The organism is Synechococcus sp. NB0720_010 (genome assembly GCF_023078835.1).
Taxonomy (GTDB): Bacteria; Cyanobacteriota; Cyanobacteriia; order PCC-6307; family Cyanobiaceae; genus Vulcanococcus.
Genome location: NZ_CP090898.1, coordinates 2,033,593 through 2,048,193, shown reverse-complemented (window position 1 = coordinate 2,048,193; position 14,601 = coordinate 2,033,593). Strand labels below are relative to the sequence as shown.

Annotated in this window: 18 protein-coding genes; 12 read left to right on the top strand and 6 right to left on the bottom strand. The window is 66.4% G+C overall.

Going from position 1 to position 14,601, the window contains the following annotated elements; translation table 11 throughout:
• The first annotated feature begins 28 nt into the window (after positions 1–28).
• The 4 genes from LY254_RS10740 (at position 29) to LY254_RS10725 (ending at position 3,562) form a co-directional block, all read left to right on the top strand.
• A complete protein-coding gene (locus tag LY254_RS10740) occupies positions 29–229 on the top strand; it encodes a phycobilisome linker polypeptide (protein WP_247477076.1) in 201 nt (66 codons plus the stop codon).
• A 105-nt stretch (positions 230–334) separates the two neighbouring features.
• On the top strand, positions 335–1,516 hold the full coding sequence (locus LY254_RS10735; protein ID WP_247477074.1) for an FtsW/RodA/SpoVE family cell cycle protein: 1,182 nt from the start codon (positions 335–337) through the stop codon (positions 1,514–1,516).
• Between the two features lie 23 nt (positions 1,517–1,539).
• Positions 1,540–2,256, top strand: coding sequence for a cytochrome c biogenesis CcdA family protein (locus LY254_RS10730; RefSeq protein WP_010315299.1), 717 nt, complete (start codon positions 1,540–1,542; stop codon positions 2,254–2,256).
• A gap of 25 nt (positions 2,257–2,281) precedes the next feature.
• Positions 2,282–3,562, top strand: coding sequence for a cytochrome c biogenesis protein ResB (locus LY254_RS10725; protein WP_010315297.1), 1,281 nt, complete (start codon positions 2,282–2,284; stop codon positions 3,560–3,562).
• Here the strand turns inward: LY254_RS10725 and queF are convergent.
• Positions 3,550–3,954: a preQ(1) synthase gene (queF, locus tag LY254_RS10720; protein WP_010315295.1), complete on the bottom strand. Its 405-nt coding sequence runs from the start codon at positions 3,952–3,954 to the stop codon at positions 3,550–3,552. The genes LY254_RS10725 and queF overlap by 13 nt on opposite strands.
• A 172-nt stretch (positions 3,955–4,126) precedes the next feature.
• Here queF and LY254_RS10715 point away from each other — a divergent pair, with 172 nt between their 5' ends.
• Positions 4,127–4,465 (top strand): P-II family nitrogen regulator, encoded by a 339-nt coding sequence (locus tag LY254_RS10715; protein WP_247477072.1) that lies wholly within the window; start codon positions 4,127–4,129, stop codon positions 4,463–4,465.
• 1 nt (position 4,466) lies between these two features.
• On the opposite strand, the gene LY254_RS10710 is transcribed toward LY254_RS10715, so the two are convergent.
• Positions 4,467–5,300 carry a TlyA family RNA methyltransferase gene (locus LY254_RS10710; RefSeq protein WP_247477071.1) on the bottom strand — a complete coding sequence of 278 codons (834 nt, stop codon included), beginning with the start codon at positions 5,298–5,300 and terminating at the stop codon, positions 4,467–4,469.
• A gap of 140 nt (positions 5,301–5,440) precedes the next feature.
• Here LY254_RS10710 and LY254_RS10705 point away from each other — a divergent pair, with 140 nt between their 5' ends.
• Both LY254_RS10705 and purB read left to right on the top strand, forming a co-directional pair.
• Complete coding sequence (locus LY254_RS10705; RefSeq protein WP_010315289.1) at positions 5,441–5,647, top strand: hypothetical protein; 207 nt, start codon at positions 5,441–5,443, stop codon at positions 5,645–5,647.
• A 52-nt stretch (positions 5,648–5,699) separates the two neighbouring features.
• On the top strand, positions 5,700–6,995 hold the full coding sequence (gene purB, locus LY254_RS10700; RefSeq protein WP_010315287.1) for an adenylosuccinate lyase: 1,296 nt from the start codon (positions 5,700–5,702) through the stop codon (positions 6,993–6,995).
• Position 6,996: 1 nt separating this feature from the next.
• On the opposite strand, the gene LY254_RS10695 is transcribed toward purB, so the two are convergent.
• A complete protein-coding gene (locus LY254_RS10695) occupies positions 6,997–7,431 on the bottom strand; it encodes a 23S rRNA (pseudouridine(1915)-N(3))-methyltransferase RlmH (protein WP_010315285.1) in 435 nt (144 codons plus the stop codon).
• A 109-nt stretch (positions 7,432–7,540) separates the two neighbouring features.
• Positions 7,541–10,351, bottom strand: coding sequence for an RNA helicase (locus tag LY254_RS10690; RefSeq protein WP_247477070.1), 2,811 nt, complete (start codon positions 10,349–10,351; stop codon positions 7,541–7,543).
• A gap of 69 nt (positions 10,352–10,420) precedes the next feature.
• Between LY254_RS10690 and LY254_RS10685 the strand changes: the two genes are divergently transcribed.
• From LY254_RS10685 to LY254_RS10665, 5 genes are read left to right on the top strand one after another with little or no spacing between them, the layout of a single operon-like run.
• Complete coding sequence (locus LY254_RS10685; RefSeq protein WP_247477069.1) at positions 10,421–11,581, top strand: 8-amino-7-oxononanoate synthase; 1,161 nt, start codon at positions 10,421–10,423, stop codon at positions 11,579–11,581.
• On the top strand, positions 11,578–12,273 hold the full coding sequence (locus LY254_RS10680; protein WP_247477068.1) for an alpha/beta hydrolase: 696 nt from the start codon (positions 11,578–11,580) through the stop codon (positions 12,271–12,273). Before LY254_RS10685 ends, LY254_RS10680 begins: the two co-directional genes overlap by 4 nt.
• On the top strand, positions 12,260–13,036 hold the full coding sequence (locus tag LY254_RS10675; protein ID WP_247477067.1) for an SAM-dependent methyltransferase: 777 nt from the start codon (positions 12,260–12,262) through the stop codon (positions 13,034–13,036). The genes LY254_RS10680 and LY254_RS10675 overlap by 14 nt, the downstream gene beginning before the upstream one ends.
• Positions 13,033–13,710: a dethiobiotin synthase gene (bioD, locus tag LY254_RS10670; protein ID WP_247477066.1), complete on the top strand. Its 678-nt coding sequence runs from the start codon at positions 13,033–13,035 to the stop codon at positions 13,708–13,710. The genes LY254_RS10675 and bioD overlap by 4 nt, the downstream gene beginning before the upstream one ends.
• Positions 13,707–13,871, top strand: coding sequence for a hypothetical protein (locus LY254_RS10665; RefSeq protein ID WP_010315271.1), 165 nt, complete (start codon positions 13,707–13,709; stop codon positions 13,869–13,871). Before bioD ends, LY254_RS10665 begins: the two co-directional genes overlap by 4 nt.
• On the opposite strand, the gene LY254_RS10660 is transcribed toward LY254_RS10665, so the two are convergent.
• Positions 13,868–14,134 carry a DUF3143 domain-containing protein gene (locus LY254_RS10660; RefSeq protein WP_247477065.1) on the bottom strand — a complete coding sequence of 89 codons (267 nt, stop codon included), beginning with the start codon at positions 14,132–14,134 and terminating at the stop codon, positions 13,868–13,870. The two genes, LY254_RS10665 and LY254_RS10660, sit on opposite strands and share 4 nt — an antisense overlap.
• Entirely contained in the window at positions 14,076–14,576 is a 501-nt protein-coding gene (locus LY254_RS10655; RefSeq protein ID WP_247477064.1) for a J domain-containing protein, read from the bottom strand. Before LY254_RS10655 ends, LY254_RS10660 begins: the two co-directional genes overlap by 59 nt.
• Positions 14,577–14,601: the final 25 nt, after the last annotated feature.

Sequence of the window (14,601 nt, the reverse complement as noted above, 5' to 3'; positions counted from 1 at the left end):
TGCCTTCGGCAAACCTGCGGATCAATCCATGCGCCTCTTCAAAATCACAGCTTGCATTCCCTGCCCGGAGAAGACCCGTTCCCAGCGCGAGCTGCAGAACACCTTCTTCACCAAGTGGGTGCCCTATGAAAGCTGGTTCGCTGAACAGCAGCGGATCATGAAGCAAGGGGGCAAAATCCTGAAAGTTGAACTCGTTGCTGGTCGCCGTCAGGTGAACCTGGGCAACTGATTCCTTCAGGCCGAAACCTTCTTCAAAAGCCCGGCACTGCCGGGCTTTTTTGTTGGCAAGCGCCAGAGAAATACGGGATAGTCAGTGTCTGATTTGCGCACCCCCTTGCCCGCTAAGCGACCGTGGCTCCCCGTGCCGTTTGAGCACTGGCCCGCAGAGGCACGCTTGCTCCTCGGGATGATCGCGATCTGGTGCCTCCTGGGCCTGGCCGTCCTGGGATCCGCCAGTTGGTGGGTCGCCGCCCGGGAGATGGGGGATGCCAGCTACTACCTCAAACGCCAGGCCATCTGGATGCTGGTGAGCTGGGGCCTGCTCTATGCAGGCATCAGCATCAACCTCAGGCGCTGGCTGCGCATGGCCGGTCCAGCCCTACTGGCCGGAAGCGTTCTCGTCGCCCTCACCCTGGTGATCGGCAGCACAGTGAATGGCGCCAGCCGTTGGCTGGTGATCGGGCCGATTCAGATCCAGCCGACCGAACTGATCAAGCCCTTTCTCGTCCTCCAGGGAGCTGCCCTGTTCTCCCATTGGAGACGCATTTCCATCGATCAAAAGGTGCTCTGGCTCGGGGTCTTTGTGGTGACCCTCGGACTGATCCTCAAACAGCCAAACCTGAGTACCGCATCCCTCTGCGGAATCCTGCTCTGGCTGATGGCACTGGGGTCAGGTCTGCCGCTTTGGGCCATGCTCGGCACCGCCGGCGCTGGCCTGGCCGTGGCGGTGGGAAGCATCTCGATCAACGAATACCAGCGCATTCGCGTCACCTCCTTCCTCAACCCTTGGAAAGATGCCCAGGGGGATGGCTATCAGCTGGTTCAGAGCCTCTTGGCCATCGGCTCCGGTGGTCTCTGGGGTGAGGGCTATGGCCTGTCCACACAGAAGCTGCAGTACCTCCCGATCCAGACCACCGACTTCATCTTCGCGGTCTTCGCTGAGGAGTTCGGCTACGTCGGATCCCTGCTGCTGCTGGTCTTCCTGCTGCTCTTTGGCTTTGTCGGCCTGCGCATTGCCCTGAGCTGCAGAAGCAACCAACAGCGGCTGGTGGCCATCGGCTGCACCACCCTGCTGGTGGGCCAGTCGATCTTGAACATCGCCGTGGCCAGTGGTGCCATGCCCACCACGGGATTACCGCTGCCGATGATCAGCTACGGCGGCAACTCCCTCCTCTCCAGCCTGCTCACCGCAGGCCTCCTGCTGCGCTGCTCCCTGGAGGGGGCCGGCCTGGAGCCCGGCAAGCCCCACCGCAACCGCCGGATCCAAGCCAAGCGGCAGAGCATGCCGATAGGCTGACCCCTCGCGCTGCGTACCGTTTGATGCTGGCTCAGGCCCTAGCGGATTGGGCCCGCAGTGGTGAGCAGCTGCTGAGCAGTTCCCTGGCCCATCCAGGGCCCCTGACCGTGGGGCTGGTGTTTGCTGGCGGTTTGATCACCAGCCTGGGCCCCTGCTCCCTCTCGCTGCTGCCTGTGACGCTGGCTTACCTGGCGGGATTTGACCGCGGCGGCCAGCGTCCCTGGGCCCGCAGCCTCAGTTTTTGCAGCGGCATCGTCGGCTCCCTGGTTCTCCTGGGCCTGGGCAGCGGCGCTCTAGGCCGCATCTATGGCCAGGTTCCTGGTGTTGTGCCGACCCTGGTGGCCCTGCTGGCGGTCGTGATGGGTCTGAATCTGCTGGGCCTGGTGCCCCTGCAGCTGCCGGCGGGGCCCGATCCGGAGCAGTGGCGGCAGCGGGTGCCACCCGCCCTGGCCCCACTGGCCGCAGGCCTGGCCTTCGGCCTGGCGGCCTCCCCCTGCACCACCCCTGTGCTGGCGGTCCTGCTGGCCTGGATCGCCCAGTCCGGGACCCCCCTGACCGGCGCCCTGCTGCTGACCGCCTTCGCCGCTGGGCAGGTGATGCCTCTGCTGCTGGCGGGCACCGCTGCGGCCTGGGCTCCCCGACTCCTGGCCCTGCGCTCCCTCGGGCAATGGGTACCGCCCATCAGCGGGGCCGTGCTGCTGCTGACCGGCTGCCTGACCCTGCTGGCCCGCTGGACCTAACCCCAGCTTTCCTTCCACCCCACCGATGAAGCGACTGATCGCCTGGATCTCTGACCTGCGGGTGGCCATTGGCCTGTTGATCCTGATCGCCGCGGCCAGCGGACTGGGGACCTTTGTGCCGCAGAAGGAAGCCGCCGCGCTCTACCACCGCGTCTATGACCCAGAACCCTGGCTGGGACTGCTCAATGGTGACGCGATCCTCTCGCTGCAGCTGGATCACGTGTATTCGAGCAGCTGGTTCCTCGCCCTGCTGGCCTGGCTTGGGCTCGCCCTGATCCTCTGCAGCTGGCGTCGCCAGTGGCCGGCCCTACAGGCCGCCCTGCGCTGGATCGACTACCAAACCCCCCGTCAGCTCAGCAAGCTCACCCTGGCGGAGACCATCGCCGTTCCCGATCCCAAGGCCAGCCTGACGCGACTTGAGACCTTGCTTCAGAGCCGTGGCTGGGAACTCCAACCCCAAGGGGACCGCCTAGCGGCCCGCAAAGGCGTGCTGGGACGGGTCGGTCCACTGCTTGTTCACGCCGGCCTGGTGGTCCTGATGGTGGGGGCCGCCTGGGGATCCCTCGGCGGCCAACGTCTGGAGCGGTTCCTCGCCCCTGGCAACGAGTTGGAGCTGCTGAACAGCCGCGGTGAAACCCAGGTCAGCGTCAGCTTGGAGCGCTTCGGCGTCGAGCGGGACCCGGCGGGACGCCCGGAACAATTCCGCTCCCAGTTGACCTTGACCCCGAGCCAAGGCCAAGAGGTCTCCCAGGCGGAGATCAGCGTCAACCATCCGCTGCGTTACCGCGGCATGACCCTGTATCAGGCGGACTGGGCCCTCTCCGCCATCAAGGTTCAACTCGGGAAGAGCCCAATCCTGGAGCTGCCGCTTCAAAGCTTTCCCCAGCTCGGAGAACAGGTCTGGGGGATCGTCCTTCCCACCCGGCCCGATGGCAGCAACCCGGTGCTTCTGGCTCTCTCCAGTGAGGAAGGTCCGGTGACGGCCTACTCCGCCGACGCTGAAATCCTGGCCACCCTGATCCCCGGGGGGGACGCCGCTGAGGTCGAGGGAATTCCGCTGCGGGTGGCCGGTGTGGTCCCAGCCAGCGGCATCCTGCTCAAACGGGACCCCGGGGTGCCCTTGGTCTATGGCGGATTTGCCATCGCCCTGGCCGGCGGTGCCCTCAGCCTGATCGCGACCCGTCAGATCTGGGCGATCGCCGAGGCCGGTGGCCAGAAGCTCCACGTTGCCGGTCTCTGCAACCGCAACCTGACAGCCCTGGCCAATGAATTGCCGCTGCTGATCGCGGAGGTTCAGCAGGGCTGACGGGTGCCGTGGCAGGCCCGAATCACCGTGTGGACATTGCCGCGGGGATTGAAATCGGCCTCCAGTTGCATCCAGACCGGAGCGCAGGCCGCGACGAAGTCATCGAGGATGCGGTTGGTCACCTCCTCATGGGAGATCGACTGATCGCGGTAGCTGTTGACGTAGAGCTTGATCGCCTTGAGCTCCATCACCCGGGGACCGGGTTGATAGATCAGGCGCAGGGTGGCGAAATCGGGGTAACCCGAGAACGGGCACTTGCATGTGAATTCCGGCAGGGTGATCGACACCTCGTAGGGGCGCTCAGGCCGGGGGTTGTCGAAGCAGATCAGCTCCGCCTCGGCAATGGCGCGCTCTCCGTAGAGGGGGGTACGGGTTGTTGCGGTCGCAGTCATCCAAGCGCTCGTCCTGACTTCGGATGCTACGCATCGCGGCCCTTCAACCAAGGCGGTATCAACGGTCACATCGCCCGCCGAAAGACTGCGCCCTAATGGCTTCAGAAGGTCCGCAAAGACCTTTCCTCGCCGGATTTTCCTGAGAGAATTCCCCCATCTCCAGCCCTGAGCCATGAAAAAAATCGAGGCCATCATTCGCCCCTTCAAGCTCGAAGACGTGAAGCTGGCCCTGGTCAACGCCGGCATCGTCGGCATGACCGTCAGCGAGGTTCGCGGCTTTGGTCGCCAGAAGGGCCAAGTCGAGCGCTACCGAGGTTCTGAGTTCACCGTGGAGTTCCTGCAGAAGCTCAAGCTGGAAATCGTGGTGGATGACGCCCGCGTCGACACCGTGGTGAATGCCATCCAAGAAGCCGCCCGCACCGGCGAGATCGGCGACGGCAAGATCTTCATCAGCCCCGTCGAGTCCGTGGTCCGGATCCGCACCGGCGACAAGGACAACAGCGCGATCTGAGCTAGCTGGCCAAGGTCAGCTCCACCAACCTCCGAATGTGTTCCTCTGTGGGGGGCACTTCGGAGGTTTTCTCTTGCTCGCTCCAGTCCCCTGAACGCAACCAGAGCAGATATTCGTGGTTGCCAGCGGGCCCGGTAATCGGAGACGCCACCACCCCACAAGCGCGCCAGCCCTCCCGCTCCGCCGCAGCGATCACCCCCGCAATGGCATCGGCATGGGCCAGGGGGTCTCGCACCACTCCCCCCTTCCCGACCCGCTCTTTTCCTACCTCAAACTGAGGTTTGACCAACAGCACCGCCTCGCGGCGCTCGCCATGCAGCAGGCGGCCCAAGGCCGGCAGCACCAAGGCCAAGCGAATAAACGAGACGTCCGCCACGGCCAGATCAGGCCAGGGGTCATCGCTGCCATAGAGATCCTCCGGCTGCAGGTGGCGCAGGTTGGTGCGCTCCTTCAGCACCAGGCGCTCGTCGGTGCGCAGGCTCCAGGCTGTTTGTCCGTAGCCCACATCCACGCCATAGACCCGGGATGCCCCGTGCTGCAGCAGGCAATCGGTGAAGCCACCGGTGGAGATCCCACCATCCAGGCAGACGCGCTGATCCAGGCCTAAGGGGAAGGCCTCAACGGCCGCCATCAGCTTCTCGCCACCCCGGGAGACAAACCGTTGGGGCTGCTCCACCTGCAGCTCCAGCTCCGGCAGCACCTCAAGTCCAGGCTTATCCAGGATGCGATCACCGCTGCGGACCTTGCCGGCACGGATCAACTGCTGCGCCTGCTGACGGGAGGTGACCAGACCCAGCTCCACCAGCTGCAGATCCAAGCGTCGCTTTCGACCCATCGGGCAGCGGCCCAGCACCTCTGCATCGTGCCGTACGCCCGTTTAATCACAAAGCTCGAAGCGAAACCGAATAAAAACCGGTGCTGAATGGGTTTCCCTGGGAACACTCCTGAGGATGTTCCAAACCAAGGGGTACCACCGTGGCCCGCACTCCCAAACCCCACAGCGCGAAGGTGGTTGAACTGCTGCAACCCGGCAGCTTCGTGAAGCTGCGCAATCAGCCATCGGACCTGCCCCCCTTCCAAGTGCTGCGCTGCCGTGGAGGGCGCTGCTGGGTTCAACAACAGGCTTGGGGCCCACTGGTGCAGTGGGAGGTGGAGCACCACAAGCTCACCAGCGTCGCCTAGGGCCCCGAAAGGCCATTCCATACATTGGTCTTGATGTGAGCCAGGCGCGGCCTTGATCGAGCGTTACACCCTGCCCGAGATGGGCGCTATCTGGAGCGAGCAGGCCAAGTTCCAGAGCTGGCTGGACGTGGAGATTGCAGCCACCGAAGCCAACTGCGAACTGGGACGCGTCCCGGCTGAGGCCGTCGCGACGATCAAAGAGAAAGCCAGCTTCAGCGTCGAGCGGATCCTCGAGATCGAAGCCGAGGTCCGTCACGACGTCATCGCCTTTCTGACCAACGTCAACGAGCACGTGGGTGACGCCGGTCGCCACATCCACGTGGGCATGACCAGCTCCGATGTCCTCGACACCGGTGTGGCCCTGCAGATGAAGGCCTCCGTCAAGCTGCTGCGCCAGGAGCTGGACTTGCTCGCGGACGCCCTGCGGGCCCTCGCGCGCGAGCACAAGGCCACGGTGATGATCGGCCGGTCCCACGCCATCCACGGTGAACCCATCACCTTCGGCTTCAAGGTGGCTGGCTGGCTCGCCGAAGTGGTGCGCAACCAGCAGCGCCTGGAGCACCTGGAAACCGCCGTCAGCGTCGGCCAGATCTCCGGTGCCATGGGCACCTACGCCAACACCGACCCCCGGGTGGAGGAGATCGCCTGCGCCAAGCTCGGCCTGGTGCCCGACACCGCCAGCACCCAGGTGATCTCCCGCGATCGCCACGCGGAGTACATCCAGACCCTGGCCCTGGTGGGTGCCGCCCTCGAGCGCTTCTCCACCGAGATCCGCAACCTACAGCGCACCGACGTGCTGGAGGTCGAGGAGAACTTCGCCAAGGGACAGAAGGGCAGCTCCGCCATGCCCCACAAGCGCAACCCGATCCGCAGCGAACGGATCAGTGGCCTGGCCCGGGTGCTGCGCAGCTACGTCGTGGCAGCGCTGGAGAACTGCGCCCTTTGGCACGAGCGGGACATCAGCCACAGCTCCGTGGAGCGCATGATGCTGCCCGACTGCTCGGTCACCCTCCACTTCATGCTGCGGGAGATGACCTCCGTGGTGAAGGGTCTGGGGGTCTACCCCGGCAATATGGCCCGCAACATGAACGTCTACGGCGGCGTGGTCTTCAGCCAGCGGGTGCTGCTGGCCCTGGTGGAAGCCGGCATCAGCCGTGAAGACGCCTACCGGATCGTGCAGCGCAACGCCCACACCGCCTGGAACACCGAGGGCGGCAACTTCCGGGCCAACCTGGAGGCCGATGGCGAGGTGACCTCACGCCTCACCGCCGAGCAGCTGGCGGAGTGCTTCTCCACCGATCTGCACCAGGCCAACCTGGACGTGATCTGGAAGCGCCTCGCGATCTGATTCAGGGCTTGTGATACGGCCCGCCCTGCTGAATGGTCATCGCCCGGTAGAGCTGCTCCAGCAGCAATAACCGGGCCAGTTCATGGGGGAAGGTCATCGGCGAGAGGCTCAGGCGCCAGCTAGCGCGGGCCTTCAAGGCCGGGTCAATGCCCTCAGCGCCGCCGATCACAAAGGCCAAGCGCTCTGACCCCGAGCCCTCGAGACGCTGGGCCAGAGCCACCGAGTCCAAGGTCTGGCCTTCCTCGGTGAGGATCACCAAGCGCTCGTCAGGCTTCAGGGCCGCCAGGATCGCTTCGGCCTCCTTGGCCATGCCGGCATCGCGGAGCTCCAGGACCTGCAATCCCGGCAGGCGCTTGAGGAAGGTGGAGGCTCCCTCGAGCACCCAGCTCTTGCGCAACTTGCCCACCGCCAGGATGCGGATGCGGGACGGATTCATCACGCGCTCACGCTACCCATGCCCCTTGCCCTCTTCTGGACGCCCTACGCCGACTGGCTGTACACCGTGGGCAGTACGGCCGGATTGCTGCTGATCGTCTGGCTGGTGCTTAGGCCGCGGGATTAAGCGCCGAAGGATCGGCCTGGCGGGCGGTAGCGGGATTGGAGTCCTCCCCTGAAGCCTGGCCGCCATCGATCGGCTCCCGCACGGGGAAGCGGTTGATCGCCTTGAGGGCCGCCCGGGCGTTGGTGCGCAACTGCTCGCTGATGGCTTCGCAGTAGGGGATCTGCGCCAAAAGATCGACGGTGCGGCGCATGATCCGCACCACATCGCCCTCATCCAACGAGGTGTTCGCGATCAGGTCGCTCCAGCTGACGCCCTTGGCCCAGGCATGGACCAAGCCCATCAGCTCCCCTTCAAACCAGACCGGCATCACGACCTTGCCTGCCTCCTGTTGCCGCTGCAGTTCGCGGCGAATGCCGCGCAGGTCATGCATCGCCTCATCGGCCGCTGGCGGCGGTGGATAGCCACTCCAGAGATCCGGGCGATTCACCTCCGTTGAGATCGCCTCCAGCACGGCGGCGAGGTCCGCGGGATCCAGCTCATCGAGGTGACCGCTCATCAGCGCCAATCCCAGCCAGAGCTCGTTGTCCCCCCGCAGGGCGGCCACGGTGCGGCCCACTTCGCTCGGATCCAGGCCCTCGTCCCCCTCGAGGCAGCCGAAGAAGCGCAGGATCTCGATCAATGCCAGGAAGGTTTCCCAGTGGCGATTGGCGCGGAAGTGCAGCACGCGCTGGCGCTCGGCAATCTCCGCCTCCAACTCCTCCATGCGGAAGCGCTGCTTGCGCAGCTTCTTGCGGTCGCCGGCGCCGTGGGCCGGATGCAATTCCAGGGCCAGCTCCAGTTCACGCACCAGATGGGCCTGGGCCTGAACCTCACCGGCCAGGTCGTACTGGGGGGTGACCATGTCGTGGCGCCGGGCCATGTGTCCGACGGCCAAGGCCAGGCCACCACTGGCCTGATCGCCATGGCGCAGCTCGCCGGGGCGGTGCAGCTCGGGAACAGCCACATCCTTGACCTGAAGGCAGGTGAGCTCGGCATGGAGGCTGACCACTGCACTGCAGGGCACCAGCACCCAAACGTTCTCGTCGGTGAGGCAGCACAGCAGCGGGAACTGACCTGAGCCCTGTTGCTTCTCAACGATCACCGCCGGTGTGACCCGGCCCCGCAGAACCGGAGCCTTCAGGCTCACCAGCGTTCCCTCGCTGGCAAAACGCAGGGCCAAGGTGAGTTCATGGGCCAGGGTTTCCTCGGCCTGCTGCTGGAGGATCCGCAGCAGTCGGCGCTCTTCCCGCAGGCGGCCGCGCTGCTTCTCATAGTCCTCAAAGTCCTCCCAATCAACCTCCTGAACGGTGCCGCTGAGGTCCCCCAACTGCTCGCGCAGCTCACTAATGCGGGCCTCGTCCTCCGTGAGATCGAGGGTCGCCAGGTAGCGACCGAAGCTGCGCTCCACCAACTCCTTGGCCTTGGAGAGCTCATAGCGCTGCAGCAGGTTCAGGACCATGCCGTAGCTCGGTGTGAACTGACTCACCAGCGGGTCAGCCGGGCTGGTGGCCAGCTGCCCCGCCTCCCGGACACCCTCAAAGCGGCTCTGCACGGTGACGACGTAGCCCTGGGAATCCAGTCCACGGCGACCCGCCCGGCCGGCCATCTGCAGGAACTCGCTGCCCATCAGGGGGCGGTGGCCCCGCTCCGTGCGCTTGGAGAGGGCTGAAATCACGGTGCTGCGGGCGGGCATGTTGATGCCGGCCGCCAGGGTCTCGGTGGCAAACACCACCTTCACCAGCCCCTGCTGGAAGAGCTCCTCAATCAGTTCCTTCCAAGCCGGCAACACCCCGGCGTGGTGGGCCGCGATCCCCCGCAGCAGGGCATCGTCATGGCCGCCATCGCGTACGGCTTCGGGGGTGGCCGCCATGAAGACATCCAGGCGCGCCTGAATGCGGGCCTGCTCCTGGGGGCTGACCAGGCAGACCTTGCCCAGGTCCCGAACGGCCTTGTCGCAGCCGCGTCTGCTGAAGATGAAATAGATGGCCGGCAGCATCTCCCGCTCCGCCATCTGGGCCACGACGAACCCCAGCGGTGGTGCCTCCGGCTGCGGCGGCCTCGGGGTTTTGGGCCCGCGGCGGTTACGCCCCCCCTTGGGGGCACGCCAGACCTTGCAGTTGGGGTGGAGGCCCGTGCCCTCGTCGTTGAGCAGGGGATGCAGGCCCTTGGCACTGCAAAAACTGAACTGCAGCGGCACCGGCCGGAAGTCGCTCATCACCAAGCGGGTCGGCCCATGGACCTGCTCAATCCAGTCGGTGAGCTGCCCGGCGTTGGCCACCGTCGCCGAGAGAGCCACCAGCTGCACCACCGGAGGGCAGTGAATGATCGACTCCTCCCAGACCGTCCCGCGCTGGGAGTCATTCATGTAGTGGCACTCATCGAGCACCACGGCCTCCACGTCGGCCAAGGGGTCATCCCCCTGCTCGGCCTCCGCATAGAGCATGTTCCGGAAGATCTCCGTGGTCATGACCACGATCGAGGCCTCCCGGTTCACGGTGAGGTCGCCGGTCATCAGGCCGACGCGCTCGGCCCCGAACTGCTCGCGGAAATCCCTCAGTTTTTGGTTCGAGAGGGCCTTGAGCGGCGTTGTGTAGAAGACCTTCTGACCGTGGGCCAGGGCGCGATGGATCGCGTACTCACCGATCAGGGTCTTGCCCGATCCGGTGGGGGCGCTGACCACCACCGAATGGCCCTGATTCAGGGCTTCAATCGCCTCCAGCTGAAAGTCATCGAGGCTGAAGGGGAAGAGTTGCTCCAGGGGCGGCACGTCCGTGGACTGGGCCGGGGTGCCGGGGACCGAAGCGCTACTGGGCATTAGTAGATCCTATGGGCTCCAGCCAAACGGGCAAACTGAGGGCATCCACCCGAGGGCGCAGCTGGGGCGATGGAGGCAGCCGATCCATTGGCACCCCTGGCCGCCGATCTGGCCGCCCTGGCTCCGGAACGCCGCCGCCGTCTGCGCAGCCTGCAGCCGGCGGGCCAGGCCGCCTTTGTCGCAGAGGGATCTCCCCTGCTGGATCTCGCCAGCAACGACTACCTGGGGCTGAGCCGCGATCCGGCCCTCCAGCGTGCAGCGACTGAAGCCATCCAGAGCGAAGGGGTGGGGGCTGGGGCCTCTCGGCTGATCAGCGGAACACGTCCCCTGCACGGGACCCTCGAGCGGGCCCTGGGCACCTGGCTGGGGCGCGAGCGGGTCCTGCTCTACCCCAGCGGATTTCAGGCGAACATTGCTGCGGTTCAGGCCCTGGCGGACCGGCACACCTGGGTACTGGCCGATCGGTTGATTCACCACTCGCTGCTGGTGGGGATCCAAGCGACGGGGGCCAAGCTGCGGCGCTTTCAGCACAACGACCTCAGTGACCTGGAGGCGCAGCTGCAACGCGCCCGCCGCGACGCCCCCCAACGCCGGCTGCTGGTGCTCAGTGAAAGCCTGTTTTCGATGGAGGGCAGCTCCCCCGATGTCGCCGCCTTAGCCGAGCTCTGCCGCGGCCATGGCGCGGCCCTGCTGCTGGATGAGGCCCACGCCCTTGGGGTGCTGGGGGAGGGGGGCCGAGGCCTGGGCTACCGCATCCAGGACATCAGCCTGATCAGCGGCACCTTCGGCAAGGCCTTTGGCAGTGGCGGAGCCTTTCTGGCGGGGAATGCCACGGTGGGGGACTGGTTGCTGCAGCACTCCGGTCCGTTCCGCTACAGCACGGCCCTGGCGCCACCGCTCGTGGCGGCGGCCGCCGCCGGTCTTACTGCGATTCAGGAGCGGGAACCCGAGCGCCTGGCCCTATTGCAGCGGTCCCAGCGCTGGCGTGACGCCCTCGAGGCAGCGGGCTGGCCGAGGCCCTGCGGGAGCGGGCCGATCCTGCCGCTGCTGGTGGGGGACGATCACCGCGCCTTGGCACTGCAGCAGCAACTGGAGCAGGCAGGACTGCTGAGCGTGGCGATCCGGCCCCCGACCGTCCCTGTGGGAACGGCACGGCTGCGGCTCGTGCTTCGGCACGATTGCCCCGGCGGGACTTTGGCCCGTTTGATTGAGGCCCTGGGGGAACCATGAGCGCGATCCAGCTCATCGGCATGCATGGCTGGGCTGGGGACCACCGCAGCTGGGCTCCCTGGGCGGAGGGCGCTGCGGCGCGGGGTTGGTCCATGGACTGCGGAGAACGGGGCTATGGCCAGGAATCCCCCCTGGAACCCCGCTGGGAGACCAGCGCCCAGCGGCGCGTTGTCCTGGCCCATTCCTTCGGCCCGCACCTGCTGAACGAGGACCTCTGGCAGGGAGCCACAGCGGCTGTACTGCTGGCGAGCTTCACCCGCTTTGTCCCGGAAGGCCGAGAGGGGCGGGCCATCAGTGCGGCCCTGCGGGCCATGGGGCGCAGGATCAAGCTCGGAGAGGAGCAGGAGCAACTGCGGGACTTCCTGCGGCAAGCCGCTGCACCGCAATCCAGGTCGCTGCTGCCCGCTGGCCCCCTGGAACAGGGAATCAGCGATGCGGGCCGGGAACGACTGCTCGAGGACCTCGAGCACCTGGGGGCCACCAGCGGTCTCCCGGCGGGCTTCCCCAGCGGAATCCCCGTGCTGCTGGTCCAGGCTGGCCAGGACCAGATCGTGACGGCCAGGAGTCGCCTGGAACTGCAGCAAGCCCTGCCCCAGGCCACGGTCTGGACACGCGACGACCTGGGGCACTCCCTGATCGATCCGGCCTTGCCGGACGCCGTGCTCGATTGGATTGCCGATGTCCAGGCCTGAACCGCCGGCAGAGGGTTTTAGCGAGGCCGTCCGCGGCTGCTTCAGCGAGGGGGCCCGCCTGTACCCCAGCCGGGCGCGCCTTCAGGCCGCTGTCGCCCAACGGCTCGCCGGCCTCACTGCCCGCCAGGGGGTGCGATTCCCCCCCGGTCCCCTGGCTGATCTGGGGGCAGGCAGTGGGCTGCTGAGTCGCTCCCTGGAGGCGGCCCTCGGCCAAGGCCCCTGGCTACGGATCGACGCCTGCAGCGCCCTCCTCGAGCAGGGCGCTGGTGAGAACGCTGCGCTGATCCACTGGGATCTCAATCAGGGCCTGCCGGCGAGCCTGCAGCAACCGGCGGCCCTGGCCTCGAGCTTCGCCCTGCAATGGCTGGAGCGACCCGAACAGCAGCTGGGGAACTGGTGTGAGCAACTCCAACCTGGAGGCTGGCTGATCCTGGGGGTCCCCACCTCCGGCAGCTTCCCGCTCTGGCACCAGGCCGCAGCCCAGGCAGGGGTGCCCTGCACCGCCCTAGAGCTCCCTTGCGCCCAACGGCTGATCGACTGCGCCCAGCACCGGCTGCAGTTGCATCACGCTCAGGTGCTGCGGTTCAGCCGTCCGAACCGGGGCGGTCTCTGGTTCCTGCAACAGATCAAGGCGATCGGCGCCCAGGCCAGCCGCAGTCCCAAGCTCAATGCGGGACAACTCCGCCGCCTGCTGCGGGCCTGGCCGGGCCCGCAGCAGGCGATCGTTTGGGAGGTGCTGGTGCTCCTGGGACAGAAGCGATGACAGACACACCGGTTGGTGCCAACCAACGCCTAGTGATCTGCGGCACCGACACCGATGTCGGCAAAACCGTGGTCAGCGCCCTAGTGGTGCAGGGCCTGAAGGCCTACTACTGGAAACCGGTGCAGTGCGGGCTGGAGAACGGAGAAGGGGATCGTGAGCGGGTGCAGCGCTGGCTCGGCCTCCCGGACGCGCGGGTCCTGCCTGAGGCCTATCGCTTCGCCGCTCCGGTCTCGCCCCATTGGGCCGCCGAACTGGAACCTGGGGATCAGCCCCCGATTGACTGCGAGCACCTCTGCCTCCCGGCCGTGGAGGGTCCCCTGGTGGTGGAGACCGCCGGTGGGCTGCTCGTGCCCCTACGCCTGGACTGGTTGCAGATTGAGCAGTTGCAACGCTGGAACCTGCCGGTGCTGCTGGTGGCCCGCTCGGGACTTGGCACCTTGAACCACACCCTGCTCTCGATCGAGGCCCTGCGCAGCCGCCATCTGCCGCTGCTTGGGATCCTGCTGAACGGGGAGCCCCATCCCAACAATGCGAGCACCCTCGAGAGCATCTCAGGGGTTCCGGTGCTGGGCTGTCTGCCGCCGCTCCCGAGCCTCGATGCCGTCAGCCTGCAACAGCAGTGGCAGGCCTTGGATCTCGTTCATAAGCTCAAGGGGGTCACGAGCCGCCCATGAAACCCTCCTCAGTCGCGGTCATCGCTGCTGTCACAGCCCTCTGCGCTGGGATCCTGGTGCTGTTCACCGACATCGAACTCTCGTTCGTGCGCTGGGTGAACTGTGGCCCGTTCTCCACGCTCAACGAAGAGCAGAGCGAGGTCTGCAAGCGCCAGCTTTAGGGGCCCGCCAGGATCGCAGCCTGCACGTCCGCGCGGGTGAGGCCGTAGGGAAAGTGGCGCTCGACTGAGCCCACACCCTGCCCCCAGCGCACCGTCAGTTCTTCTGAACCCAAGACCATCTCGGCGCTCCAGGCGACGGTGGTCAGGTCCCATTCACAGGAGTGGTGGCCGCGCTGGATGCCGCCGAGCTCAGCGAGCCAACGCTCAAGAACCGGCAGCGGGTGGTTGTACAGCGGGGTCTGAGGCGACGGCAGATCCGACATCCACAAGCAGCGGGCTTGACCCATCAGTTTGCCCACCGGCCTCCAGCCAGCTGGGGGGCTTGAGGAATTCGGCGCCGCGGGACCAAGCCAGGCCGACCCCCAACACCAGGCTGAAGGCAACCGCCACGGCCAGCAGCAGCAGCGCGAACCACTCACCACCGGAGAGGGCGCGACGCACCGGAACTGGTTTCGGTGCGGTCCGTAGTGGCCGAGGGGGCAGCGGAGCCTGCAGGGTCGCGTCGTAGCTGCGCCGGCGCTCAGGATCGCTGAGGGTGAGGTAGGCCTGCTGGAGAAGGCGAAAGGCCTCCCGGGCCTCGGCCTCGGGCAAGTCGGTGGTGTCCGGGTGGTAGCGCTTGCTCAGGCTGCGAAAGGCCTGCCTCAACTCCTGACTGGAGGCCTCACTGGGCACCTCCAGCAGTTCGTAGTGATTGGCAGCCGCCAACGCAGGACACCGGTTGGGGAGGATC